The following is a 25,630-nucleotide window of genomic DNA, read 5'->3' as shown; positions in this document are numbered from 1 at the left end:
CTGGCACACAACTAACACTAAGTTAATCAATGCTTAACATTACACCTTTACTTTTGTAGCATTATTCAGATGATGTACTAACCAATCGTTCTTTTTTCATTGAACTAATAAGATCAGTTAATAGTAAAGAGAGCGCAAAAGGCTCTCTTTATTTTTTTAAAACTATTTTATCGCTCAAACATTCTCATTATAATTCATGAAGATTTTATATGCCATACAGGGAACGGGAAACGGCCACTTAAGCCGATCGATGGACATTGTACCTTTGCTCAAAAAAATGGGCGATGTTGATGTACTGGTTAGTGGCATACAGGGCGATTTGAACCTGCCTTTCCCTATTAAGTATAAATTGCATGGGTTTGGATTTATCTTTGGTAAATCGGGCGGGGTTGATTTGTGGGCGTCGTTCATGAAATCACGCTTCAGGAAATTTATCAAAGAGATAAAAAATTTGCCGATTGACAAGTACGATCTGGTAATCAACGATTTTGAACCGGTATCGGCCTGGGCTTGTTATTTAAAAAATAAGCCTTGCATTGGCTTGAGCCACCAGGCAGCGGTACTGCACGAAAAAGCGCCTGTACCTGCAGATGCTGATATGATAGGCAGACTGATATTGAAAAACTATGCACCTGTGACCGCCAATTACGGTTTTCACTTTAAGGCTTTAGATAAAAACATATTCACTCCAGTTATACGCCAACAGGTACGTGAGCAGCCTATAAGCAATAAAGGACATTATACCGTTTATCTGCCGGCTTACGATGATAAGCGCCTGGTAAAACGTTTAGCCGAGTTCCCGGACATTACCTGGGACGTTTTCTCAAAACATAACAAAAAAACATTTACCCAGAAAAACGTAACCATACAACCTATTGAGAATAAAGCATTTGTGCGCAGCATGGCACAAAGCGCCGGGGTATTGTGCGGCGGCGGCTTTGAGACACCGGCCGAAGCGCTGTTTCTTGGTAAGAAACTAATGGTTACCCCGATGAAAAACCAGTACGAACAACAATTAAATGCAGAATTGTTGCGTGAAATGGGGGTGCCCGTTATCAAAAGCTTAAAACCTAAACATTACGATACCATCCGTGACTGGCTGCAAAACGGGAAGGTGATCAAGGTAAACTATCCTGATAACACGCAGCAAATACTCGACCTGCTGTTTGAAGAGTACGCCCAAACCAGCTACCATAAGGCACAACTAACAGCATCTTAATTATTATTTCAGAACTACTCGTGTAGCCCCATAACCAAATTTCTCTTTCAAGGCATCCATAAAGGTTTGCACTTTAGGATGTTTGCTAAGCACCTTTTGTATCTCGTGACGCAGCACACCGTTACCTGTGCCATGAATAAAAACTATATCGGGCAATTGATGTACAATCGCCGCGTCTAACGCTTTGTTAAAATGTGCCATCTGGATACGTTGTATCTCGGTGCTGTTTAAAAATTGATAATCGTCGCGCAGTTTTTCGATGTGCAGGTCGACTTCGCGTTGCGGCTTATCAATCGCCACCTTTTCTTCTGGCGATTTGAAAAAACTTTCCTTCAACTTTTGCGCATCGATAACCAGTTCCGGCTCATCTACCTGAATTAACCAGCCCTGCTGATTTATCAACGGCAAATTCTTTTTGCTGCCCGAAAAATCTTTCGCCTTAAATTTCTCGCTAAAGGTTAATGGTGGAGGCGCTTCTACGTTTTGGGTAGTGTAATAAAGTATATTGAGCAGAAACTTAGGCCATAGCTGCAGATCGGCTAACTGTGCTGAATATATTTTAGTGGCCGTTTTTGGCGCGACGATGCCTGCATACTCGCCTTTAAAACCCTGCTTATCGGTTGTAAGTGTAATAAGTAGTTGAAACGAGGTATCATTGAGTAAGTGAAAATGAACTACCGAATTTGCTTTGGCATCGGCCACTACACCCAGGTAAACACCTTTGGTTTTAAATTCACCCTGAGGTGTTTGAGGCTCGTTACCGGTTACTTGTTGCGCGTCTGCGCCGGCGGGCTTGTAGCCGTGTACCAGTGTTACTTTGCTGGCCAGTACCGGTATTTCAAATTCATCTTCGCCGGTTACGCCTATCATCTGGTCGTCAATAATGCGGGTAATGAAACCTTCCATCTTCTCATCAACAAATCGCACAAAATCGCCTAATTTATATTTCATAGCTGCAAAATTATGGGCACAAAGCTACCGTATATAAATCCATAAAGGCAAACATTCCGTTTTTTAATTGTTTTAGTATTGTCGCTTCTTGCACTTCTATTTAAGCACTATACCATGAAAAACATACCCGACACCGCCGACGGACAAACCCTGTTCAAAATATTTGTTCACAATTTGAATCGCCTATACTTTGCAAAACGATATCTGGATCAAAAAATGCCCAACTTAATTGAAATGGCTTCATTTAAAACATTGCAGTTAGGCATGACTGAATTTTGGGAAGACGTAAAAAAACAAATTGCCCGGATGGACAAGATCTATGATGTGATCAGCGAATATCCTTCAGACAAAAATTGCAACCCCATTAAGGCTATTGTTAAAGAAGAATTTTGCCTGAACGAAAAACATGAGCTATCAATATTGAATGATATGGATCTGATAATTTACGTGCAGATTTTGGAAAATATCAATATTACAACTTACGGCTTGCTCAAAACCGTAGCCAACCGCCTTAATTACGATCATATAGAACAATTACTAACAGAATGTTTTGATGAAAATGTAGATAATGATGAGTTATTCAACCTTATTACTAAAGAGTATATCAAATAGAAAAGACCTGTAAAAAAATAAGCCGCTTGTAATTACACAAGCGGCTGGTTATAGCTATTTAATACCCCTATTAAAATAACCTGTTGTAAAGTAAAGTAATAAAATAACCAGCTCCAAAAAATAGCGCGTACTCTTTTCAAATTCTGACGAGTTAGTCAGTATTTTGACATTTTCGCAATGTTTCTTGACTATTAAAGTGGGCTAAAAGGATTAAAAAGCGCATTTCAGCCATACACTTTTTGTGATCTTTAATGCAATTAATAGGCGCTAAAATCCTAATTTTAACGCCGCTAACGCTGATGCGATAGATATCAGGTAGCAATTGTGTTTAAGAACTATAAAATGAAAGTTTTAAAATTTGGCGGAACATCAGTAGGCAGTCCCGAGCGGATGAAAAAGCTGCTGGACATTATTGATGCTTCTGAAAGGCAAATTATCGTGCTGTCGGCCGTATCGGGTACAACAAACAGTTTAGTTGAAATTGGCCAGGCTTATTTAGCCGGCGATAAGCCAAAGGCTACTCAATTAATTGCTGTTTTAAAAAGCAAGTACGAAGGCTTCATTAACGACCTGTTTGCCCAGCCTGAGTTTTTAGCACAAGGTAAAGAGGTGATTGATTACCATTTTAGTTTGCTGAGCAATTTTGCGAACGATCTGTTCACACCTGTTGAGGACAAGATAGTTTTGGCTCAAGGCGAGTTATTATCTACAACGCTATACCATGTTTATCTGAAAGAAATTGGTGTGCCATCAGTTTTGTTACCTGCGTTAGATTTTATGAAGACAGACGAGGACAATGAACCGGATGTAGATTTCATTACAACTCATTTAACCCCGCTTTTGGAAGCAGCGCCTGATAATAAGCTATTCATTACACAAGGTTATATTTGCCGCAACTCATTCGGTGAAATTGATAACCTGCGCCGTGGCGGCAGCGATTATACGGCGTCGCTTATTGGTGCCGGCATTCGCAGCGAAGAAGTGCAGATATGGACCGATATTGATGGCATGCACAATAACGACCCACGTATTGTTCAGGGTACCAGGCCTATTGCCCAGCTGTCATTTGATGAAGCTGCCGAACTGGCTTATTTCGGCGCAAAGATATTGCATCCGCAAAGCGTTTTTCCGGCGCAAAAATATAAAATACCGGTGCGCCTGCTTAATACAATGGACCCGCAGGCTAAGGGCACATTAATCACTACAGATAGTGAGAAGAACCAAATCAAATCAATAGCCGCTAAAGATGGCATTACCGCCATTAAAATTAACTCAAGCCGCATGCTGCTGGCCTACGGTTTCCTGCGTCGTGTGTTTGAGGTTTTTGAGCGATATAAAACATCGATAGATATGATCACCACTTCAGAGGTGGCTGTATCTTTAACTATAGATGACACTACGCATCTTGAAGAGATATTAGGTGAACTGAAAACCTTTGGCGATGTTGAGGTAGATACCGATCAAACTATTATTTGCGTAGTTGGCGATTTCGCTGCCGATAAACACGGGTTTGGTTCGCGCGTTTTAGAGGCGTTGAAACATTTGCCGTTACGCATGATATCGTACGGCGGGAGCAACCACAACCTATCTGTTTTGGTAAAAACCGAAGATAAAGTAGAGGCTTTGAGAAGTTTACACAGCAGACTGTTCTAATATCGAATTTCGGATGTTCGATTTCGGGTTAATACTTTGATATCGACTCCGGATTTTGACTTTTTAATTTTGAATTTTGACTTACCAATAATGTTCACTCCAGATACCATTACCCGTTTTAAAAACGCCGAAACACCTTTTTACTATTACGATTTGGACATGCTTCGCCAAACGTTGCAGGCTTGTTATGACGCATCGTCACGCTATGGCTTTCATGTTCATTATGCTTTAAAGGCCAACTTTAACCCAAAAGTGCTGCAAATGATCCAGTCGTTTGGTTTTGGCGCCGACTGCGTAAGCGGCGGCGAGGTTAAGGCAGCTATAGACTATGGTTTTAAAAACAACCAGGTGGTATTCGCAGGCGTGGGTAAATCAGACAAAGAGATCAACTTTGCTTTAGACGCTGATATCTTCTGCTTCAACGTAGAATCTGTACAGGAGCTTGAAATTATTAATGAGCTGGCCGAAAAAAAAGGCAAAATCGCTAAAGTGGCTATCCGAATAAACCCAAATGTTGATGCCCATACACATCACTTTATTACTACTGGTTTAGACGAAAACAAATTCGGCGTTAACACCTGGCAGCTGGACGATGTATTGAAAGCCTTACGCGCCTGCAAAAACATACAGTTTATGGGTGTGCACTTTCATATCGGCTCGCAAATTACCGATATGGAGGTATACAAAAGCCTTTGCATACGCATAAACGAAATTGCAGCCTGGTTTGAAGATCACGGCTTTACAGTAAAAATATTAAACGCAGGTGGCGGTTTGGGGGTAGACTACCACAATCCGGACACTAACAACATCAGCGATTTTCAAAGCTATTTCAAAGTTTTTAAAGATTTTCTGAACGTCCGTGCCGATCAGGAAGTACATTTTGAACTGGGGCGTGCGTTAGTTGCTCAATGTGCGTCGCTGGTTTCAAAAGTATTGTACGTTAAAAACGGACAGAAAAAGAATTTCCTGGTGCTGGATGCTGGCATGACCGAGTTAATACGCCCCATGCTTTACCAGGCTTATCATGAAATTGAAAATGTTAGTCGCACCGGCGCTGCCGATCTGAAATATGATGTAGTGGGCCCCATATGCGAAAGCACCGACTGTTTCCGCAAGGATGTTGAATTACCCGAATCGTTTCGAGGCGATTTGATTGCCGTACGTACGGCTGGCGCATATGGCGAAGTTATGGCTTCAGGTTATAATTTGAGGGACAGGGTACAGAGTTTATATTCTGTCTAACCGTGATTAAAGGATTTTAGCATTGCCTTGATTTCTATAGTCATCGACAGGATTAATCTAACAGATTAATTACGAAATCAAATCCAGGCTATCCTAAAATCATTAATCATGGTCAAAACTTCAAATAATGCCGATTTGCGCGTCTAAGCTATATCCTGAGATAGATTGCCGGCAAATACAATGGCGTACATGACGAACAGATAGTGCTAATATAGTCGACAATACCAGATGGTTATTTTTCATATAGGTTAAGCACAATTGCCTGCGATACAATAATTGACACACAACCTCACGACGACTATTTATCAATAGTTAATACGTAACTATTAAGAAACAATTGTACCATAAAAGTTACGCAAAGAGCATTATTTTGAAGCTAAATTCGAAAACTAACGGATATATCGAAACGTATCTATAATAAATTTTACAACAGCATTTAACTCCAAACACTCCTACGTAAATGAGCAATGAACTCAATCGCCTGAATGCTGTCAGCAGATTTATGCAGCTTGATGATGCCCTGAAAAAAGACCTGAATGAACTGGTGGAACTAACTGCCCAGATCTGTGACACCCCGGTTGCATTAATAACCTTGCTTGACCGGGACAACCAATGGTTTAAAGCCAGCAAGGGAGTGGATATTGATTGCACCGGCCGTGAAATATCATTTTGCAATTACACTATATTGCAAAACGATCTGCATATCATTAGCGATACATTATTAGATGAACGTTTTATAAGCAACCCATTGGTTATCGGAGCGCCGAACATTCGCTTTTACGCGGGTTCAACCTTAACAACCTCAGATGGCTATGCTATCGGCGCCTTGTGCATTGTCGACTTTAAACCCCGCCATTTAAACGAAACTCAAAAAAACACGCTGCGCATTTTATCAAAACAAGTGATGAATATGCTGGAGCTAAATTATGCGCGCCGCGACAAAGAACAGCACCAAACCGAAACTGAAAAGCAAAAAGTTCTGATTGCTGAGTCTGAGCTAAAGCTTAACGCTATTTTCAACAGCTCTAAGCATACGCACATACTGGTAAATAAAGATTTGCAGGTTGTAGCTTTTAATCGTGCTTCGGCAGTATTTGTACGACACGCTTACAGCAAAAAATTAGAGATAGGAGCTTCTGTGCTGGAGTATGCCGACCCTGAAGTGACAGAAGCTTTTGCAAAGTGCTTTCGCAGAGCATTTGAGGGCAAAACCATCAAGTTTGAGTGGCATATGCGTCCGGACACAGAAAATGCAGCCTGGAAAGAACTGGAGTTTGTACCAATAAAAGACAGTATCAAAAACATTATAGGCGTAGCGCTAAATTCGACAGATATTACCGAGCGTAAGAATCAGGAATATCAAATCAATATCCAGAATGCTGCCTTAACACGTATTGCCATCATACAATCGCATGAGCTAAGGCGGCCTGTTGCATCCCTATTGGGTATTATGGCGCTTCTTAAGCTGGAACAGAAAAGTGCGGGCCTTGAATATTTTGACATTCTCGAACATACCGTAAATGAACTCGACGTTAAAATACGTGAGATAGTTAAAGATTCAGAAAGTACTATTGGCAACCAATTGGCTATTGTAGCCTGATAGGGAGTGGGCAGTATAGAATTGGAAATAGTGAGCAGTGAATACCAATAAGGGATGATGATGACTATCAGAAAACCACTTTTATAGACCCAATGCTCACTATTAACTATTCAACCTCATTACTGCACTTTAATTTGGGCTGGGTCTGTGATCACAATCTCCGGCTTGCCTTTGTAATCAATAACTTCGCCGGTAATAATCACTTTTTTGCCTTTCAGAGCTTCTTCGGGCGCGTCTTTAAATTTTTTACGATCATCTCCTTTAATTAAAAGCGTTAAAGCTTCATTAGGGTGAGCTCCGCCGACATCAATCAGTGTAATACCGCCATTACTTAAAAACTTGCCACCGTAAACCTGGTCAGTCACCACCACTTTTTCTTTGATGTGTTTGGCGGCGTCTTTGGCGGTAATATTAGTTTGGGCGAATAATTTAGCGCCGGCTGTTGTTATTATTAAACCTGTAAGAATGATAAACTTTTTCATATCCATTAATTTATGCGTACGGGTAAAATTACGATTTATAACGAGCCAATAAAGTATTGTATTATTTTGTGTTACATGTAAGTCACTTCCGTATTGTATTTGTTACAGCTTTACGCCACCGCCTTGGATTTTTTATCATGTCTAATCTATTGGCACCGTTGTTGTAATAACCTGTCGGCTACATAAAAATGAAAACCATGAAAGATCAATCAAAACTTTTAGCAGCAATTTTAGTGGGTGCTGCAGCAGGCGCGGTATTAGGATTATTATTTGCTCCCGGCAGTGGTGAAGAAACCAGAGGCAACCTGGCAGGTTATGCTGATGACCTTGCAGGGAAAGCAAAAGACGGGGCACGTTCAGTGTCCGACCAGATAAAAAATTATGGCAATGACATGTATGAAAGAGCAAAATCAAAATTTGGCAACGCGGCAGACGACCTGTACAATTACAGAGACGGCGTTTCTGACGAAATTCGCTCAAGAGGCAATGATATTGCAGACCAGGCTCAAGATCATATTGAACGCGCAAAATCAAAAGTAAAAAGCGCAGCTAACGATGTGAATGACTCTATCCAGGAGGCATAAAACTTCGCAAATAATAATAAGAACAGTTAATTATAAAAAAGCCCCTGCGCGATGCAGAGGCTTTTTTATTTAAAACGATTTTGCCCAGCTTGTCATTCTGAGCGATAGCGAAGAATCTTATTCAAGCGAGCTGCGAACAAGTAAATCGTATAAGATCCTCCGCTATCGCTCAGGATGACAAGCCGATTATTTTTTACTTCTTCTCAGACACCGACATCAACTCCTTCAAATAATCGCCCCATATAGTCGGGTTGGAGTGCGTGCCGTGGCCAGATGTTTTATCGGTAATTGGCAGCAGTATATATCGCCCCTTAGGTACTCGTTTAATCTCTTTGTCAATCAATCCCAGTTCAGGGGGATTAATGACGTCGTCCGCTGAATTAATTGCAAACAGCGGCGCTTTGATCTGTTCCAAATGAGGAGCCGGGTTGTAATATCGTGACGCATCAAAAGCATAAATCACGTCATTTGCGTCGAGTATCTTATAATACCGTTCTTCTGTGCGGGCCAGCAGGGCATCTTCCTGTTCGCGGGTTGGAGCTGCTTTTTGCATTTGCAATGAACTGCTACCCATAAATAACAGGCAAGCGGTAGCCCCTAATAAGCCTTCTTTAGGTTGCTCTTTATATTCGCCGCCCATCCACGCCGGGTCATTCTCAATCATGTCAATAGCCAATTTGCGCATCATTCGGTTACGGCCGGCAATCTCCACCGGGTTACTGGCCAGCGGCATCAGTGCATCCATAAAATCAGGGTAAGTGTAGCCCCAAACCCAGGTGTGCATAGCACCCATTGAGGTACCCATAACCAAACGCAGGTGATTAATGCCCAAATGCTGCGTTACAAGCAAGTATTGCGCTTTCACCATGTCATTATAAGTATACTTCGGAAACTTCATGTGCAGACCATCGCTGGGCTTGCTAGATTTACCGTGACCTATGCCATCTACAAAAACAATGTAATACTTATTAGCGTCCAAAACCGCTCCCGGCGCAAACAAGGTATTTGAGAAACGTTCAATACCAATAAGCCCTTTTGAGTCGCCGGTGGTGCCGTGCATGATAAGCACTGCATTATCCGTTTGGCCTTTGGCATCCTTGTGTTGCTTGCCGACGGTGATGCAATGCAAGCGCAGTTCGGGCAAGGTCTCGCCGCTTTCAAATTTGAAGTCTTTGGCAATGTAGTCGCTTTCCTGCGGTGTGGGATATTTGATTTGCGCACGGCCAGTGATGGCTATGCATAATAATGCGATGAGTAATGAGTTTTTAAGCATGTGGTGCAGTTAATGTGTATGACTAATATACGCAATTAACTAAACAAAGGGTGTCACGCTGAGCCTGTCGAAGCATGAGGGCAAAGACCAGTCAACACGTTCCATTCCCTACGCTCACCCTTCGAGGGCCTCAGGGTGACACCCCACGCGGTATCACAAAAAAAGCCGCTGATTACTCAGCGGCTTTCCAATTATATTAACGTGTTCGATTATAATTTACCGATTTCCTGAACAAGGTCGATCAATTTGTTTGAGTAACCCCACTCGTTATCGTACCAGGAAACAACTTTAACAAAGTTGTTGTTTAAAGCGATACCTGCTTTAGCATCAAAAATTGATGTACGTGCATCGCCTTTAAAATCTTCAGATACAACCTCGTCTTCAGTGTAACCCAGGATACCTTTCAATTCGCCTTCTGAAGCTTCTTTCATGGCAGCTTTGATCTCCTCGTAAGTAGCAGGGGTTTTCAAACGTGCAGTTAAGTCAACCACCGAAACGTCGGCAACTGGTACACGGAAAGACATACCGGTTAATTTACCTTTCAATTCAGGCAATACCAAGCCTACAGCTTTAGCAGCACCGGTTGATGAAGGGATGATGTTTTGGTAAGCACCACGACCACCTCTCCAGTCTTTTGCAGACGGGCCGTCAACAGTTTTTTGAGTAGCAGTTACCGCGTGGATAGTGCTCATCAAACCTTCTTCAATACCAAATTTATCATTTAACACTTTAGCAATTGGTGCTAAACAGTTGGTAGTACATGAAGCGTTTGATACTATATTCTGATCAGCTTTCAACAGTTTATGGTTTACACCCATAACAAACGTTGGGGTATCGTCTTTTGCAGGTGCGCTCATTACTACTTTTTTAGCACCAGCGTCAATGTGTTTTTGTGCGCTCTCCTGAGTCAGAAATAAGCCGGTTGATTCGATGATCACCTCGGCACCTACTTCACTCCATTTAAGGTTAGCAGGATCTTTTTCAGCAGTTACGCGAATAGTTTTACCGTTTACAACCAGATGACCGCCTTCAACAGCAATTGTGCCTTTGAACTGACCGTGAGTTGAGTCGTATTTTAACATGTAAGCCATATAATCCGGCTCAACAAGATCATTAATACCAACAACTTCAATGTCGGGTCTTTCAACTGCAGCTCTGAAAGCAAGGCGACCGATACGGCCGAAACCGTTAATTCCTATTTTCATGATTTTTTAATTTTTATTTGAATAATACGTTAATAGATTGTTTATAGGTTCTTTTATAATACCTGCTATCGTCAAACCAGCCTCAGCGGTAGCTTCTTGCAGATAATCCTGAAACGCAAAAGCAACCGAGCCCTCAAAATAAAGCGGCGCCTGCGGATGCTGTTTATGTAAAGGTAACAAGTATGTGTTTATAAGTAAATTAAAACCGCGCTTTATGACGCTTTTAAGATATTCATCGCCTGCATTCTCGATATAAAATTCGCTAAATGCGCTTAAATACAAAGCAGTTTGTTTTTGGCGATATACCTTTTCAAGCAAAGTCTTTCTGTCGGCTTCATACTTGTGCACAAATTTCTTGCGGAGGTGCTCAGGCAACGTCTCATTCATGAAACCTTTAATAAGCTCACGTCCAAGCCAGTTGCCAGACCCTTCATCGGCTAAAATATAGCCCAAACCGTAGTTGTTAGGCTTTACTTTACGGCCGTCGTACCAGGCTGCGTTTGATCCGCTGCCACAAATACCAATGATGCCCGGCGTATTTTTACAACATGCTATGGCAGCACCTTCTATGTCGTGCGATACGGTAATCTTAGCAAATTTAAAGAACGAAGCCAAAGCATTATGGACGATAGCCTGCAGCTCGGTTGATGATGACCCTGCACCGAAAAAGTAAATTCGTTTTAATTCTTCGGCGTGATGAATCAGGTTAATATTTTTGTTTAACAGTTGTACGATGTGTTTTTCATCGATAAAATAGGGGTTGATACCATTTGTTCTGAACGAGGAAACAGTCCGTCCTTTGTCTGACAAGCGCCAGTCTGCATGGTTTGATCCGCTATAAACAACTGCTATCATTATATGGATAAAACGTCCATCATTTGTAACAAGTCAGACTCAAGTTTAAAATCGTGATGGCTTAACGCTTCGTCTAAAGGTGTCAATTTGATATGGTTGGCTTCAAGACCTACCATTTTCTGGTTATGTCCGGCTATCAACGCATTAACCGCAGCAAAACCCATACGGCTGCCCAATACACGGTCAAAGCTGCTCGGCGCACCACCACGTTGTAAGTGGCCCAACACGGTAACCTTAATGTCATAGTGAGTAACCTCCTGCTGAACAGCCTTAGCCAGGTCGTAAATACCGCCGGTTTTATCACCTTCGGCAACGATTACAATACTTGACGACTTTTTATTAGTTGCACCGTTTTTAAGATGTTCGATCAGATCTGTCAAAGCAGTTTCTTTTTCAGGTAACAGTATGGCCTCAGCACCGCAGGAGATGCCTGCGCGTAAAGCAATAGCGCCCGAGTCGCGGCCCATTACTTCAACAAAAAACAAACGGTCATGAGAATCGGCCGTATCCCGAATTTTGTCAATAGCTTCAATTACGGTATTGGTAGCGGTATCAAAACCTAAGGTATAGGTTGAACCGTAAAGGTCATTATCAATAGTTCCTGGTACGCCAATCACGGCCACATCAGGATATTTTTGCGAAAAACGCAGGGCACCGGTAAAAGTACCATCGCCGCCTATAACTACTAAGCCGTCAATACCTCGTGCTTTAATGTTTTGATAAGCGGTTTCCATACCTTCGTCGGTACGAAAAGGCAGGCAACGCGCTGTTTTTAAAATGGTGCCGCCTAAATTTAAAATATTACTTACAGAGCGGGTACCCATTTCGTACATATCGTTCTCAATCATCCCTTTGTAGCCCTGTTTAATACCAACAACTTCTAATCCGTTGAATATAGCGGTACGTACAACGGCACGAATACACGGGTTCATGCCCGGCGCATCGCCACCTGATGTAAGTACTCCTATTTTCGAAATTTTACTCATCTTTTTGTTCAAAAAAATTTTACGCGAATATAAGGTGTGAAAATTACACTCTTAAATTTATTTTTATTTATTTTTGGTGGCAGTAAAGCATTTATCTAAATAAAATAACATCTTAATTACAACGCTATTTTGGAAGAGAAATTACCCACTTTTGAGTCGATTTTCAGTATCGACTGTCTGATTTTTGGGTTTGAGGCCGGCGAACTAAAAATACTTTTAATTGAACGTAATGAAGAGCCTTTCAGCGGATGGTTTGCTCTGCCTGGATACATTGTTCAACAAGATGAAAGCCTTGACGACGCTGCCGATCGCATACTTTATGAGCTAACCGGTTTGCGGGACCTGCAAATGAAACAGTTTCATACATTTGGCGAAGTTAACCGTCACCCGCAAGGCCGGGTAATTACCGTAGGATATTACGCACTGATACGCATTAATGGACAAAAAGAGCTGAGGCCGATTAGCCATTATGCCCGCCGCGCGGTGTGGTACCCGGTTAACAGTTTACCTAAGCTGGCCTTTGACCATGCCGAGATATTTAAAACCGGTTTCAGTAAAATACGCCGCCGCTTAAATCATCAGCCTATAGCGTTTGATTTGTTGCCCGAAAAATTCACGCTTACGCAGTTGCAAACCTTGTATGAAGCTATTTTGAACAAAAAGTTGGACAAGCGTAATTTCCGCAAAAAGATGCTGAGCTACGGATTTCTGAAAGAACTGGTTGAAAAACAAAAAGGTGTATCCTATCGCGCAGCTAAATTGTACAAGTTTGACCGAAGAAAGTACGCTAAGATATTTCAGAATGAATTAATGGGGGAGTGATTTCTAGAGTCAGGAGCTTAGAACCAGGAGCCAAGACAATGGTTAGAAATAAAGATTTAGTTTTTATTATAAACAAAAAAATGCAGATCATATAATCTGCATTTTTTGTTAGTCTCAAATCAGTTCCGGTTTGGTTTTGGTCTTGATTCCTGACTCTTGATTATTGTTTTTATTACTTTAATTCGGCAGCTAATTCCTGATGAAATTTAACCAGGCTATCTATAGGTGAACGAATGATGTTACCCACCTGCATACCGTTCTCAATACACACTTCTTCCAGCACATTACGGAAGTTGTAACCTACCGAACCGATACAGTTAAAAGTATATTTTTGATAGTCAGGATAATGAGTTACCAGGTTTTTAAAGAAATCTTCAAAAGATGTTCTCACCAGATTTCTTGAATATTCAATGTGTACGTTATTGTCGTAAACAAATTTGCTAAAACTGGCGCAAAATCGGTTAGCTAAAGGCTTGGTATAAACCTGCTCGTTAACATCATCTGGTGTAAGCTGGTAAGTTTCCCAGAACAAGGTCCTCACTACCTCGGGCATATAACCACGTATATAGTCGGTCAGTAATTTCTTTCCGATATAGCAACCGCTTCCTTCGTCGCCCAGTATATAGGCGCCTGAATCAATGTTTTGTACAATGTCTTTACCGTCATAAATACAGGTATTGGTACCTGTACCCAAAATAGCAGCAAAACCGGCGTTGCGGCCCAGTAATGCACGTGCAGCAGCCAATAAATCGTGGCCAATGTTTACAGTAGCTTTAGTGAATACTGCAGCCATTGCTTCTTTAACCTGGTCGCGTTTTTCTTGTGTTGAGCAGCCGGCACCATAGTAGTTTACTTCTGTAATTTTTTCCTTTTCCAAATCGGCAGGTAAACTTTCATTTAACGAATTTATGATGTACTCTACGCTTGAAAAATATGGGTTATATCCTTCGGTATTGAAGTATACTTTCTTACCCTCCTCATTCAGTAAACACCAGTTCGTTTTGGTTGAGCCGCCGTCAGCAATTATGATCATACCTTTAAGTTTTTAAAATAGTGGGCTAAATGTATAACTTCTTATTGTATTTCCTACACTTTGTATCCAAAAAAATATGATCGAGCTTATGCTTTATATTAAGGGTTGATTAAATTTTTAATAATAAAACCCTATTCTGCTATATTTTCTATGCAGCATTATTATTAATTGTAAGCTAAATAATTAAAGATTAACGCGATTTATTGCGTCAATCGTAATTTTACAATCCTTAATATTGGTAATATCAAAATGTAATATTTATCAATTTGCCAAGACTAATTGAACCCAAAACGGAGGGTTTGATTATTTTAAAATTGGCTTCGGTATTTTATAGGATTTTTGCATCTTTGCAGCACGAATCTATTTCGTGATGGTCTCATAGCTCAGCTGGATAGAGCAACAGATTTCTAATCTGTCGGTCTTTGGTTCGAATCCAAATGAGATCACTCCTATTGAAAGCCTTGATCATGTGATCTAAGGCTTTTTTTATGCATTCCACTCTATAATTTGCAGCTATTGCAACCGATTAAACAAGGTTGTATATTTACTACGCCTATTACCTGCCTTATGAAAACCATCTTTTGTTATTTACTCATTATTCCCCTACTATTTATAACGGTTACCACCTTTGCTCAAGATTACAACGTATCCGGCATCGTTGTTAATGAAAGTGGACAACCGCTTAGGGGCGCTACGGTTTTCATTGGCGGCTCGGAACGGGTGATGCCTACCGACACAAATGGCCATTTTAATTTTGGACATGTTTTACCAGGTAAATTTCAGATTTCAGTGCAGATGATCGGGTATGCATCGGTAACACGCGATATCGTTATAAAGAACGCACCTGTAAGCATTGAACTAAAAATGCAAACCAAACCTATATTGCTAAATAAAGTAATCACCGATAAACGCGCCTGGGAAAGAAACTACCAACTATTTAAAGAAAACTTTTTAGGCACATCTGAAAATGCTAAAGCTTGTACTATTCTCAATCCCGAATTGATAAATTTCAGCACACAAAAAGGGGTATTAATGGCCGATGCTGACGATTTTCTGGTAATAGAAAACAAGCGACTTGGTTATAGAATCCGTTATCTGCTTAAAGGTTTCGAATATAATTCGCGCAGAGATATTGCACTTTATAATGGCCAATGTAATTTCGAAGAATTGACCGGTGCCGACGACCAGCGGAAAGAACGGGCTAAAAACCGTGAAGATGCCTATCTGGGTTCGTTTATGCATTTTTTACGATCTGTTTATAGCAATAGCACGGCAGAAAATGGCTTTATTACCAAACCTATGTTCGGTTACGGAAGCCTGCGTTACGATGGCAGTGTTATAGATAACCAATTTAAAGCCATTGTAAAAAACAGCCCGGTAAAGTTCGACTCGCTCGTTACAAGCATTGATACTAACTTTATCTCTCTAAAATTCAATCAGCTTTACGTTTTGTATGACCCAACAAAATCAATAGGTTTCGCTTCGAATGCTACAGGTTATACCAAAAGCATTTTTATTGAAAAAAAAGCATCTGTACTCAGGCTGGCGAATGAGCAGGCGGTAGTTGACCGCCAGGGCAACTATACCGACTACCGCGATTTTTACATTCATGGCTATTGGGCCAGATACCGGGTGGGCGACCAATTACCACTTGAATATCAATCAATCACCACACCTGCCGCTCACCGTGCCTTTTCAGTTAACCCTATGGTAGCGGCCCTACAAAAATGGACAGATAGCATCCCGCAGGAAAAAGCTTACCTGCATATGGATAAACCCTACTACGCAACCGGAGATACCATTTGGTTCAAAACCTATCTCACCACTGGTAGCCGGCATCAGCTTTCTGCCTTGAGCGGCTCAGTTTATATAGATTTGGTTGATCAGCAAAATCACATCGTAAAAACTATAAAACGCCCCGTAACTGCGGGCATGACAGACGGCGATATTGTTTTAGATAAAGATATACCGCCCGGCGCTTATCGGATCAGAGCCTATACACAATGGATGCGAAATACGGGTGCAGATTACTTTTTTGATCATGTTATTGCTGTTATAGACCCGGCAAATTTTAAAAAACCTGAAAAAGACAATTCGCATCAGCAAGCCGATATACAATTTTTCCCGGAAAGTGGCGATTTAGTAAATGATATTACCACAAAAGTTGCTTTTAAAGCCGTCGGCACCAACGGATTAGGTGTTAACATACATGGCGTAATTACCGATAACGACAACAAAGAGGTAGCAGTAGTAAACACCTTGCACGCGGGTATGGGTAGCTTTTTGCTAAGACCCCTGGCTGGCAAAACCTATATGGCTCATGTAAAACTTGCAGACAGTGTTATAAAAGATATTGCACTTCCTGACGCGCTGAATGATGGCTATGTATTAAATGTTTACCAGCCAAATAAAGACAGTATACTGGTACGCATACAGGCATCGCAGAACTTACAACAATCCGCCATTACCCTGATAGTTCATAGCAGTGGGGAGATAATCTTTGCGTCGCCTATAACTATAAAAAACGCAATGAGTTCCATTTGGCTGGATACAAAAACTTTCCCGAGCGGTATAGCGCAGTTCACCATTTTTGACAGTAATAATCGCCCTTTAAACGAACGCATTGCATTTATTAAAAACAACGATAATCTAAAAATAAGCATTGACAGCGCGCAAACCACTTATAAAAGCCGCGAACATGTGCAATTGAATCTGAACATCAAAAATGATCAGGACATGCCTGCCTATGGCAGTTTCTCGGTAGCGGTGATCGATCAAAATAAAGTAGCTGGAGACGAAGATTCAGAAAGCACCATTTTTTCTAATTTATTACTTACCTCAGATATTAAAGGGTATGTAGAAAAACCCAACTATTATTTCTCGGCAGATACGTTAACAAGCAAGGCTTTAGACAACCTCATGCTTACGCAAGGATATCGTCGGTTTGAGTGGCAGGCTATAAACGATGTGGTAAGCATTAAACCAGCTTTCCAGGCCGAAGGCTTTGGCAATATCATATCCGGAGTTGTTACCGATTTACGACATCAACCGATGGAAAAAGCAGTGGTATCGTTAGTGTCAATAAATGCGCGTATTAACAAAAGCATGCTAACCGACCAAAACGGGCATTTTAAATTTGACAGCTTGATATTTGCGGATAGCGCAAAATTTGCTATTCAGGCTCGTGCACCTAATAATTCTGACCACGCTATTATTACCTTAGATAGCCTTCCGCGTGTTACTGTCAATATTAAGCCAAGCACAGCCGATGCGGCTATCATTAATACTAACCTGCGAAAAGCGGTGGACGATGGCAAAAGAATTAACTTAACCGGTCATGTTTTGAAACAGGTTGATATTAAAGCGTTGAGAAATAAAAAAAATCAAAGAATTGTAACGCAAGAAATGTTTAGCCTTCCAGATGAGCAATCGGCAGATCACATATATACCATACCGGATCCCGACAGCTTCATTGACTTGAAAAGTTTTATCCAAGCCAGGATTTCAAATTTAAGAATTGAAACTGACAGTTTTGGGAACAGCAAAGTGGTGGATATTAGGCCGGTAACCACAGATGGCACCAGCAATGAAATCGTAATTGTTGTAAATGGTGCACACGTAGCCGGTGACCCACTAACAGACATGAATTTGGAGGATATAGCGAAAATAGAAGTAGTTAGAAATAATCAGGCCATAATTAATATGTTACGTCAGGGCTCTGATCATCCGGCAGGTTTTTTATTTATTGTTACCAAACCACCTAGCGAGCGTAAACATTACTACCCTAATATTGTAAACATTGCTCCAAAAGGATACAATAAGGTTAGGCAGTTCTACTCGCCGCGTTATAATCATCCAAATGATATACCCAAACCCGATCTGCGTAGCACTATTTACTGGGACCCTTATGTAAATACCGACGCTGCCGGCAAAGCGACGATTGATTTTTACAATGCCGATGGGTCGGGTAATTACCGCGTTGTAATTGAAGGTATTGATGCCGCCGGCGAATTGGGCCGGCTGGTGTACCATTACAAGGTTGAATTATGACAGAAAACCCTTTGCAGCTTTCGCCGAAAAGGGTTTCGCAATTGTAAAAGTTAAACAAAATTTCTTTTACGAAGCTTTTGCCAATAAGGTAAGGGGCGCCAGTTCTGGTTTTAAAATTTCCTGCTTTACGCGGCTGTCAAGCGCTGCATATTTATCCCTTAATTTTCTAAATATCTCAAAGCTAAAAGCATCGGCTATAGGTAAGTGGTAACGCGTAACTGTTTTTTCGTGCAGCCTGAGCCTGTCAAGCGGTACTTGCAGGTTTTCATGGTTAATGTGTGTAAGCCCCGTCACGGCATCGGTAGCAAAAATCACAAAGGTGTCAATTTGCCTTCCTTCATTATCTGTGTAAACTACAGATGCATTTTCTTCAAATCTTTTCATACTGTTTATTAGCGTTGTTTTTAAAAAACAAATTACTTTCCGTTTTACTCATAGCTCAGCCCAAACCAAACTGCCTTTAACCATCAAACGGTTAACCACAAGTTATTTTTAAACTGAAACTATTTAATATCTACCGGCAATAGCTTTTTTATTAGGATATTAAGCTTGATTCTTCGGTATTCGATAAGCCGATTTTCATCTGTTTTTCATCTTTAACTAAATAAAAACTATGCCACGAGTGTTTTGAATATAAAAAAGCCGTTTTTAAGGCATAGACGTATATTTTTATCTACACACTGCAGCAACAAAGCGTCCAATAAAAACTATTTTAAGAAGACAATAGGCAGATAATCGTTTAAAAAACGACAGTGGATCACAGCGAAACTTTGATGTTAAATACATCTTTGAGTGCCCGCTTAGCAGCATTATAACCGCACATACCGTGTACACCGCCTCCCGGCGGCGTCGACGACGAACAGATATATAAACCTTTTGCAGATGTTTTGTAGGGCGACCAGCGTAGCGCAGGCCGGGTAAACAATTGACGGATATCCATTACACCGCCGTTGATGTCGCCGCCTATATAGTTGTGATTATAGTGCTGCATTTGATGTGTGTTCATTGTATGCCGGGCCAGTATCAAATCTCTAAAGCCCGGTGCAAAACGTTCAACCTGGGTTTCAATAATATTGGTCATGTCCTTTGTTGAGCCATTGGGGACGTGGCAATAAGCCCAGGCCGTTTGCTTTCCCTCAAGAGCGCGACTGCTGTCAAAAAGGCTTTGCTGTGCCAATAACACAAATGGCCTGTCAACCGGCCGGCCTTTGCTGGTTGACAGTTCACCTGCAGCAATTTCCTCGAACGTATTTCCGAGGTGAATTGTACCGGCACGTCGGCAATCTGCGTTGGTAAAAGGTATCGGTCCGTCAAGCACCCAATCTATTTTATACACGCCCATTCCATAACGGTAACGCTCCAATTGCCATTTATAAATGGGCGAAAATTTATGTCCGGCAATTTGCAGTAACTGCCTCGGTGTGACATCAAACAAAACGGCATGGGCAGGTGGCAATTGCTCAAGCGATTTTACATAAGTGCCCGTTTGCACCTGCCCACCTATCGACATAAAATAGCTCGCTAAAGCGTTGGCAATACTAATTGAACCGCCCTTAGGTATAGGCCATCCTTGCATATGCCCTGCGGCCAATAGCACTAAACCTACGGCTGTAGTGCCTAAATTATTTAAGGGTTGTATAGAATGGGCCGCCATGCCAGCAAATAAACCCCGCCCTTCAATAGTTTTAAATCGTTTAATAAAATGCCCCGCGCTTGTTAATGCTTTTAAGCCAAAACGGGCCATAGCTAACGGATGTTGCGGATAATGCAACGGACCTAAGGCATCTTTATCAATCAGCTGCCAGTTTTGGGTAACCGATTGCATTAACTCTATATAAGTTATTTCATCGGCTCCGAGATATTGCGCCGTTTTTTGGATAGAATGATCAAGTATGGCGGCACTGCCGTCATCAAAAGGGTGTGCCGCCGCCAGTTCAGGTTGTATGAAACTCAACCCATGTCTTTCCAATGGCAGGGTCTTAAAAAATGGAGAAGCCACAGCCAGCGGATGAATAGCAGAACAAACATCATGGATAAAACCGGGCAAAGTTAACTCAGCAGATAACAGGCCACCTCCTAACTTATCCATGCCCTCGATAAGTAAAACGCGTAAGCCTTGTTCTTGCATCAAGATAGCAGCCGCCAGTCCGTTAGGGCCAGAACCTACTACAATGGCATCGTATTCGCGTTTTTCTAAACTCATGCGTAAACAAATATAGGTTATTAAAACGCGTAGAATTAACAGGTTGTTTAAAAACAAATATAGGGGGTAAAACAAAACATACAAATAATACCAAACGGCAAAATTGAAAAAAAAGGCTTTTTTGATATTGTTAAGGCGCTTTTTAGCGCTTTTTTTGTTTGGTGGCGGCGAAAAACGAAAAGTGCAAACTGCGATTTGCTGCGATTTTGCCTGTGAAACTTGCCCCTGCATACCTTGCAATTGTTACAAAAACTGAGATTTTATAGGTAAAAACAGCGTTTAAACCGACTTAAAACAGCGTTTATAAGCGGTTTAAATTGATGTTTTAGCGCTGATTTGCCAGTGCAGGTGCCTGTCTGAAATAGCAATTTTACCCCCTGTTTTATGCCAAAAACAACAAGTATAAACAGTTGGTTACACAGTTGGGGCCACAGTTGGGGACACAAATGTGTGTTTAATTTAGCGAATTAAGTACCCTATAAGGTCATAAAACAGGGTAAAAAATGCTTGTTTTTAATGATTCGACACCCTATAAAACAAAAAGTTTAAAACCGTATACAAATACATATTATTGATCTTCAGGTAGTTATATTAAAAGTCAGAATCTGAACTTATATTTGTTTTTCGCGCAATATCAACAATAAGAGATTTCGCAAGTTCCTTACATAAAGTATTTTCTTTATTTTCATCATTTGATGCAGATAAAGGCGTCCAATCGATACCATTTTTTAAGGCGTAATCTGGGATATCAATAGCTGATTTAAAGCCATATTGATATACAAGCGAGTTTAATATGATCTTATATTTTTGATCTTTAATATAAACTGTTCCTTTGTAGTTTAGGGCTACTAATTCGATTGTGTCTTTATCTTTTGGCCTTAAATGTTTGATGATATTTTTAGCTATATGGCCTGTAAAAGTTATCTTTCCATCTAACGGATCTTGACTTGTCAAATATCTTAAATCACTTGTCCCATCAGGTCTCGAACGGAAATATTTCAATATGCTTTCGTATGCTTGAGATCTAGTGAATTTTGTAAAAACAACTGTATCTATTTTGCTCGTTTTATAAATACTGTCAATTGTTACAGTTTGCGCATTTGCTTTATAAAAAGCAGAGACAAATATTAATAACAAGTATTGTATTTTCATATACTTATGTTTTAAAACTGTTTTTAAATAAAGAGATATTTTCCTGTGTATTATGAATTAAAAAAATGCGTTTGTTCAAGTCGATTTTATGAATTTTATATAAATTTTTTCTGTAACCTGGATTTGGCAATGGTAGATCAGTGACATTCGACAGATTTCCAGATATTAATTGTCTAACCGTACTCCTATCGCCCTTGTAATTAAGAGGGAAATATACATCCCAAAAATCATCATCTGCTCTTTTGATAACCTTATTTAATTTCCGATCAATATCTGTAGCGTAATCATCTATAACCGCATCGTATTCCAAATATGGAAAGATATTAATATTAGTTACTATATTGTCCCATAATCGTTTTAATTGCATATGAATGATGGCTTGACCATACTCATTTTTAGCTAAAATAAGGGCTCTTTCTTCAAGAAAGAATAAGGCTTCCGAAAAAAAAGTTTCCGATTTATAATTATTATAGCAAAAATAAAACTGTTCATTTGCCTGCATAAATTCTTCGAAAGTTTTACAACCAGAAAAATTAAATAGTAATTGATGCATAATTATTTAACCCTTTTGTTTGCCTTTTCCTATCATTTGTAGTTGTCTTTCCTCTAAAATTGTCAATCTGGCTTCATAATCGTTCATTCTGTTGTATAGATCTGAAGGATCTGGAAGTTCTCTAATCAATCCCCCCCGCCAATACCATACTTCGAGAATGTCTTCATAGTCAATGGTATAATTTCCGAATTCTCGTTTATTTGGATTATCCGATATTAAGATAAGTTTTTGTTCTTCAGGAACATTTATTACTCGCTTAATAACCACCCCATCAAGTTTTGACAGTATTATATAGACGCGCCGGTTTTTAATATCAGTAAGGCTTTCTACATATCTGCCTATGCTTATTGAACCTGTGTGCAAAGGCGGCATAGAGTTACCTCTGATCTCAAAGGCACGATGCAAGGCACCCCGATAACCAGGTGCTGATATCGTAGGTAGTCTTTCGATAAATTCAGGATCAGAATATCCATTCAAATATCCCGCAGCAGCTTTTTGTCCAACAATGCTAATGATATCGTCATCATCTGGCGTTACAGTAACTACTTGTGGAATATAACTCACCTTTGGTTCGTTTAGGACAGGAACCGCTGGTTTATGCTCGCCATAGGATGCCGAATTTTCGTTTCCATCAATAATCCACTGGTAACTTTTGCCATAAATTCTTGCAATTTCTCTAATGGTATCTAAAGTCGGCAATTGTTTGCCTAATTCTATTTGAGATAGGTTACCCCGCTTCAAATTTATAGATACAGCAAACTCCTCCTGGCTTTTACCAGACTGTATTCTTAGGTCTTTTATGCGGGCGTGTATAGTCATTTCACTTTTTTGAAATAATTTCTTGCATTTGAAATAAATTCTTGCAACATTTGTCTAAATATTTAGACAAACATAGTTATGCCAATCGATAATCTGAAAGAAAAAATTAAACCTGGTGATATCGACACCGCTTCAAAAATGGTAGGGATCAGTACAGCTAATGGTTATAAAGCCATAGAGAGAGAAGAAAGCAAGCATCATGAATCAATGATCAAAGCTTTAACAATCATCGTCGAGCAGAGAGAGCAACTTATCGAAAAAGGACTATAAGATAACTAACCTAATTACAATTAAGCTATGCCGCACATTTGGAACGATATTTTAGTAGTGACGCAGGATGAACTTGTGCCAAAGTTTTTCAATTACAGTAATTTAAAAGAGACAGTTAGACGTCACCTTAAAAAAAACTACGGCATCAAGCGCGTACAGCGTGGCGGCAATGGCCGCATTGCCTTGTATAACTACGATACGCTGCCTGCCGAGGTGCAAAACTCAATCCCAGATCCGCGCCGGATTAATCATATCATGGAGCGTTTTTACAGGGTTGACTCTGACGCTGTCGCTTACTACACCACTTATCGGTTTGAAAACGGCACGTACCTGCGTCCGGAATACCAGGAGCGGTACATCACTAACGCCAGCGTCCTTCAAGCTGCTTTACGTCTTCGTAAGGCCCGTATAGATGACCGCAGAAACAAAGGTGGCAAGACCGGCGATGTTAACGAGACGGTATGGAAAGATGCCATCAGCTTCAGAAAGTACCTGCTTGACAAGGATAACGTAGAGCACACGCTGCCGGATAACTACCGTACGTTCATGGATACGCTTAAGGCGTTCGAATGTGAAGGCTATGAAACCCTAATCAGCAAAAAACACGGCAACCAGAACACCCGCAAGGTTACCGATACCACACTTAACCTGCTGGAGTGCCTGTTTGCAGGAACTAAAAAGAAACCTACCGCAACCGAAGTACACCGCCGTTATGACGCCTTTATAAACGGCTATATGCAAGCCATCAACGGCGACACCGGCGAGGCTTACGATCCGAAGGACTTTAAGGCCCTGAGCGATACTACCGTAAAAAACTATATGAAGTCGTGGGCGAGCGCCATAGGCACCTACGAACTGCGCTCAGGCAACCGCCAGGTATACATGCAGCACTTTACACCGAGTCACTCACTTAAGATTCCGAAATACGCCGGTAGTATCCTTTCTATCGACGACCGCCAGCCGCCTTTCAAAATGGAGAACGGCAAAAGGCTATGGTTTTACATGGGCATTGATCTGGCCAGCGAAGCGTTCACCTGCTGGGTGCACGGCGAAACCAAGGAAGGTATTATCCTGGAGTTTTACCGCCAGCTTGTACGCAACTATCATAGCTGGGGCTTTAAGCTACCGGCAGAGCTTGAGGCCGAAATGAGCTTAAACAGCAGCTACAAAGACAGTTTTTTGCGTGAGGGTGCGATGTTCCAATACGTGCGTATTGAAGCCAACAAGGCCCGCGCAAAGAAGATAGAGCGCTACTTCAGATCATTACGTTACGGTTACGAAAAAGACAAAGAAGGATGGCTGGCCAGACCTAACGCCATCACCGAGGCTAACCAACCGGCCATACCTTCAGAAAACGTTCCGCGCCTGCCATACGGTGAGATCGTAGAGAACTCACTGGCGGACATTACCAAATGGAACAATCAGCCGCACCGCACGCATACCCATATTTCGCGCTGGAAGATGTTTTGCACAATGCAAAACCCTGATCTGAAAGCCACCAATTACGAGGCCATATTACCGCATATAGGCTATAAAACAGATACCAGCGTGCGCACCGGAACTATCGAATTAAACTACGGTGAATACCTGCTCGGTCTTGACGGCAGCATCGCCCTCGGCGAAAAGCTGATCGGCTTAATGAAGCAGGTTGAAGGTAAAAAGGTAGTGGTGTACTGGATGGACGACGACGACGGAGTGATCTTCAAAGCGCTGGTATACCTTGACGGCCAGCTGATCTGCGAGGCCATACAGAAACCGGAGTACCAACGTGCGCGGATTGAGCAGACGGTCGACGATCACCATGCCAGAACCATCATGAGCGCTTATGCCGCCACGATCGATGCTTACGGCAGGCGTGTTAAACGCTCGATAGATCCTATCATCCTGATAGACGAGAGAAAGCCTGAGTTTGATGACTTCGTGATGCCTGGCCTACCTAAAAAGGTACGCTACCAGGAGGGAAACACCGGTGAGACCGGCAATACCGAAACTGAAATTCCTAATAACAACCAATATATGCAACCAGGCTTCAGAAGGAGCCTTAACGAAAGATTTTAAACTATTGA

At 41.2% G+C, this 25,630-nt stretch carries 22 protein-coding genes and 1 tRNA gene; 11 read left to right on the top strand and 12 right to left on the bottom strand.

Annotated features, from left to right (window positions below; translation table 11 throughout):
• The first annotated feature begins 196 nt into the window (after positions 1-196).
• A complete protein-coding gene (locus ACFS5N_RS16565) occupies positions 197-1,219 on the top strand; it encodes a glycosyltransferase family protein (protein ID WP_377188103.1) in 1,023 nt (340 codons plus the stop codon).
• A 3-nt stretch (positions 1,220-1,222) separates the two neighbouring features.
• Here the strand turns inward: ACFS5N_RS16565 and ACFS5N_RS16560 are convergent, their stop codons facing one another.
• Entirely contained in the window at positions 1,223-2,170 is a 948-nt protein-coding gene (locus tag ACFS5N_RS16560; protein WP_377188100.1) for a Smr/MutS family protein, read from the bottom strand.
• A 114-nt stretch (positions 2,171-2,284) separates the two neighbouring features.
• Between ACFS5N_RS16560 and ACFS5N_RS16555 the strand changes: the two genes are divergently transcribed.
• The 4 genes from ACFS5N_RS16555 (at position 2,285) to ACFS5N_RS16540 (ending at position 7,277) form a co-directional block, all read left to right on the top strand.
• Positions 2,285-2,782 carry a DUF892 family protein gene (locus ACFS5N_RS16555; protein WP_377188097.1) on the top strand — a complete coding sequence of 166 codons (498 nt, stop codon included), beginning with the start codon at positions 2,285-2,287 and terminating at the stop codon, positions 2,780-2,782.
• A gap of 342 nt (positions 2,783-3,124) precedes the next feature.
• Positions 3,125-4,435, top strand: a complete 1,311-nt coding sequence (locus ACFS5N_RS16550; protein WP_377188094.1) for an aspartate kinase — start codon at positions 3,125-3,127, stop codon at positions 4,433-4,435.
• A 90-nt stretch (positions 4,436-4,525) separates the two neighbouring features.
• Positions 4,526-5,677, top strand: a complete 1,152-nt coding sequence (gene lysA / locus ACFS5N_RS16545; protein ID WP_377188091.1) for a diaminopimelate decarboxylase — start codon at positions 4,526-4,528, stop codon at positions 5,675-5,677.
• Positions 5,678-6,137: 460 nt separating this feature from the next.
• Complete coding sequence (locus ACFS5N_RS16540) at positions 6,138-7,277, top strand: GAF domain-containing protein (RefSeq protein ID WP_377188088.1); 1,140 nt, start codon at positions 6,138-6,140, stop codon at positions 7,275-7,277.
• 119 nt (positions 7,278-7,396) lie between these two features.
• Here ACFS5N_RS16540 and ACFS5N_RS16535 read toward each other — a convergent pair whose 3' ends face one another.
• Positions 7,397-7,759: a hypothetical protein gene (locus ACFS5N_RS16535; protein ID WP_377188085.1), complete on the bottom strand. Its 363-nt coding sequence runs from the start codon at positions 7,757-7,759 to the stop codon at positions 7,397-7,399.
• Positions 7,760-7,956: 197 nt separating this feature from the next.
• Between ACFS5N_RS16535 and ACFS5N_RS16530 the strand changes: the two genes are divergently transcribed.
• Positions 7,957-8,343 carry a YtxH domain-containing protein gene (locus ACFS5N_RS16530; RefSeq protein ID WP_377188082.1) on the top strand — a complete coding sequence of 129 codons (387 nt, stop codon included), beginning with the start codon at positions 7,957-7,959 and terminating at the stop codon, positions 8,341-8,343.
• A 193-nt stretch (positions 8,344-8,536) separates the two neighbouring features.
• Here the strand turns inward: ACFS5N_RS16530 and ACFS5N_RS16525 are convergent, their stop codons facing one another.
• The 4 genes from ACFS5N_RS16525 to pfkA all read right to left on the bottom strand — a co-directional run bounded on the left by ACFS5N_RS16525 (position 8,537) and on the right by pfkA (position 12,662).
• The gene (locus tag ACFS5N_RS16525; protein WP_377188080.1) at positions 8,537-9,616 is read right to left on the bottom strand and encodes an alpha/beta fold hydrolase; all 1,080 of its coding nucleotides are present in this window, start codon (positions 9,614-9,616) and stop codon (positions 8,537-8,539) included.
• A gap of 209 nt (positions 9,617-9,825) precedes the next feature.
• Positions 9,826-10,821, bottom strand: a complete 996-nt coding sequence (gene gap, locus ACFS5N_RS16520) for a type I glyceraldehyde-3-phosphate dehydrogenase (RefSeq protein WP_377188077.1) — start codon at positions 10,819-10,821, stop codon at positions 9,826-9,828.
• 6 nt (positions 10,822-10,827) lie between these two features.
• Complete coding sequence (locus tag ACFS5N_RS16515) at positions 10,828-11,676, bottom strand: hypothetical protein (protein ID WP_377188074.1); 849 nt, start codon at positions 11,674-11,676, stop codon at positions 10,828-10,830.
• Positions 11,676-12,662, bottom strand: coding sequence for a 6-phosphofructokinase (gene pfkA / locus ACFS5N_RS16510; protein ID WP_377188072.1), 987 nt, complete (start codon positions 12,660-12,662; stop codon positions 11,676-11,678). The genes ACFS5N_RS16515 and pfkA overlap by 1 nt, the downstream gene beginning before the upstream one ends.
• Before the next feature lie 129 nt (positions 12,663-12,791).
• Here pfkA and ACFS5N_RS16505 point away from each other — a divergent pair, with 129 nt between their 5' ends.
• On the top strand, positions 12,792-13,484 hold the full coding sequence (locus ACFS5N_RS16505) for an NUDIX hydrolase (RefSeq protein WP_377188069.1): 693 nt from the start codon (positions 12,792-12,794) through the stop codon (positions 13,482-13,484).
• Positions 13,485-13,656: 172 nt separating this feature from the next.
• Here the strand turns inward: ACFS5N_RS16505 and ACFS5N_RS16500 are convergent, their stop codons facing one another.
• Positions 13,657-14,517 (bottom strand): BadF/BadG/BcrA/BcrD ATPase family protein, encoded by an 861-nt coding sequence (locus ACFS5N_RS16500; RefSeq protein WP_377188066.1) that lies wholly within the window; start codon positions 14,515-14,517, stop codon positions 13,657-13,659.
• 372 nt (positions 14,518-14,889) lie between these two features.
• Here ACFS5N_RS16500 and ACFS5N_RS16495 point away from each other — a divergent pair.
• A tRNA-Arg gene (locus tag ACFS5N_RS16495) sits at positions 14,890-14,963 on the top strand.
• A 121-nt stretch (positions 14,964-15,084) separates the two neighbouring features.
• Positions 15,085-18,567: a carboxypeptidase regulatory-like domain-containing protein gene (locus tag ACFS5N_RS16490; protein ID WP_377188063.1), complete on the top strand. Its 3,483-nt coding sequence runs from the start codon at positions 15,085-15,087 to the stop codon at positions 18,565-18,567.
• Between the two features lie 66 nt (positions 18,568-18,633).
• On the opposite strand, the gene ACFS5N_RS16485 is transcribed toward ACFS5N_RS16490, so the two are convergent.
• From ACFS5N_RS16485 to ACFS5N_RS16465, 5 genes are all read right to left on the bottom strand, one after another.
• Positions 18,634-18,951 (bottom strand): hypothetical protein, encoded by a 318-nt coding sequence (locus tag ACFS5N_RS16485; RefSeq protein ID WP_377188060.1) that lies wholly within the window; start codon positions 18,949-18,951, stop codon positions 18,634-18,636.
• A 373-nt stretch (positions 18,952-19,324) separates the two neighbouring features.
• Positions 19,325-20,770 (bottom strand): phytoene desaturase family protein, encoded by a 1,446-nt coding sequence (locus tag ACFS5N_RS16480; RefSeq protein WP_377188057.1) that lies wholly within the window; start codon positions 20,768-20,770, stop codon positions 19,325-19,327.
• 591 nt (positions 20,771-21,361) lie between these two features.
• The gene (locus ACFS5N_RS16475) at positions 21,362-21,922 is read right to left on the bottom strand and encodes a hypothetical protein (protein WP_377188054.1); all 561 of its coding nucleotides are present in this window, start codon (positions 21,920-21,922) and stop codon (positions 21,362-21,364) included.
• A 4-nt stretch (positions 21,923-21,926) separates the two neighbouring features.
• Positions 21,927-22,475 carry a hypothetical protein gene (locus ACFS5N_RS16470; RefSeq protein WP_377188051.1) on the bottom strand — a complete coding sequence of 183 codons (549 nt, stop codon included), beginning with the start codon at positions 22,473-22,475 and terminating at the stop codon, positions 21,927-21,929.
• Between the two features lie 6 nt (positions 22,476-22,481).
• Positions 22,482-23,294 carry an XRE family transcriptional regulator gene (locus ACFS5N_RS16465; RefSeq protein ID WP_377188048.1) on the bottom strand — a complete coding sequence of 271 codons (813 nt, stop codon included), beginning with the start codon at positions 23,292-23,294 and terminating at the stop codon, positions 22,482-22,484.
• A 78-nt stretch (positions 23,295-23,372) separates the two neighbouring features.
• Between ACFS5N_RS16465 and ACFS5N_RS16460 the strand changes: the two genes are divergently transcribed.
• Entirely contained in the window at positions 23,373-23,564 is a 192-nt protein-coding gene (locus tag ACFS5N_RS16460) for a hypothetical protein (RefSeq protein WP_377188045.1), read from the top strand.
• Positions 23,565-23,591: 27 nt separating this feature from the next.
• The gene (locus ACFS5N_RS16455; RefSeq protein WP_377188042.1) at positions 23,592-25,622 is read left to right on the top strand and encodes a hypothetical protein; all 2,031 of its coding nucleotides are present in this window, start codon (positions 23,592-23,594) and stop codon (positions 25,620-25,622) included.
• Positions 25,623-25,630: the final 8 nt, after the last annotated feature.

It is taken from the genome of Mucilaginibacter ximonensis (assembly GCF_042686265.1).
Lineage (GTDB): Bacteria > Bacteroidota > Bacteroidia > Sphingobacteriales > Sphingobacteriaceae > Mucilaginibacter > Mucilaginibacter ximonensis.
This window is presented reverse-complemented; position numbering and strand designations above follow the sequence as displayed.

Coding starts and splice junctions, on each gene's coding strand:
- ACFS5N_RS16470 (WP_377188051.1), bottom strand. CDS start 22,475: ATGCATCAATTACTATTTAATTTTTCTGGTTGTAAAACTTTCGAAGAA.
- ACFS5N_RS16485 (WP_377188060.1), bottom strand. CDS start 18,951: ATGAAAAGATTTGAAGAAAATGCATCTGTAGTTTACACAGATAATGAA.
- ACFS5N_RS16460 (WP_377188045.1), top strand. CDS start 23,373: ATGCCAATCGATAATCTGAAAGAAAAAATTAAACCTGGTGATATCGAC.
- gap (WP_377188077.1), bottom strand. CDS start 10,821: ATGAAAATAGGAATTAACGGTTTCGGCCGTATCGGTCGCCTTGCTTTC.
- ACFS5N_RS16550 (WP_377188094.1), top strand. CDS start 3,125: ATGAAAGTTTTAAAATTTGGCGGAACATCAGTAGGCAGTCCCGAGCGG.
- ACFS5N_RS16565 (WP_377188103.1), top strand. CDS start 197: ATGAAGATTTTATATGCCATACAGGGAACGGGAAACGGCCACTTAAGC.
- ACFS5N_RS16475 (WP_377188054.1), bottom strand. CDS start 21,922: ATGAAAATACAATACTTGTTATTAATATTTGTCTCTGCTTTTTATAAA.
- ACFS5N_RS16535 (WP_377188085.1), bottom strand. CDS start 7,759: ATGAAAAAGTTTATCATTCTTACAGGTTTAATAATAACAACAGCCGGC.
- ACFS5N_RS16480 (WP_377188057.1), bottom strand. CDS start 20,770: ATGAGTTTAGAAAAACGCGAATACGATGCCATTGTAGTAGGTTCTGGC.
- ACFS5N_RS16525 (WP_377188080.1), bottom strand. CDS start 9,616: ATGCTTAAAAACTCATTACTCATCGCATTATTATGCATAGCCATCACT.
- ACFS5N_RS16500 (WP_377188066.1), bottom strand. CDS start 14,517: ATGATCATAATTGCTGACGGCGGCTCAACCAAAACGAACTGGTGTTTA.
- ACFS5N_RS16540 (WP_377188088.1), top strand. CDS start 6,138: ATGAGCAATGAACTCAATCGCCTGAATGCTGTCAGCAGATTTATGCAG.
- ACFS5N_RS16530 (WP_377188082.1), top strand. CDS start 7,957: ATGAAAGATCAATCAAAACTTTTAGCAGCAATTTTAGTGGGTGCTGCA.
- ACFS5N_RS16490 (WP_377188063.1), top strand. CDS start 15,085: ATGAAAACCATCTTTTGTTATTTACTCATTATTCCCCTACTATTTATA.
- lysA (WP_377188091.1), top strand. CDS start 4,526: ATGTTCACTCCAGATACCATTACCCGTTTTAAAAACGCCGAAACACCT.
- ACFS5N_RS16515 (WP_377188074.1), bottom strand. CDS start 11,676: ATGATAGCAGTTGTTTATAGCGGATCAAACCATGCAGACTGGCGCTTG.
- ACFS5N_RS16555 (WP_377188097.1), top strand. CDS start 2,285: ATGAAAAACATACCCGACACCGCCGACGGACAAACCCTGTTCAAAATA.
- ACFS5N_RS16455 (WP_377188042.1), top strand. CDS start 23,592: ATGCCGCACATTTGGAACGATATTTTAGTAGTGACGCAGGATGAACTT.
- pfkA (WP_377188072.1), bottom strand. CDS start 12,662: ATGAGTAAAATTTCGAAAATAGGAGTACTTACATCAGGTGGCGATGCG.
- ACFS5N_RS16560 (WP_377188100.1), bottom strand. CDS start 2,170: ATGAAATATAAATTAGGCGATTTTGTGCGATTTGTTGATGAGAAGATG.
- ACFS5N_RS16465 (WP_377188048.1), bottom strand. CDS start 23,294: ATGACTATACACGCCCGCATAAAAGACCTAAGAATACAGTCTGGTAAA.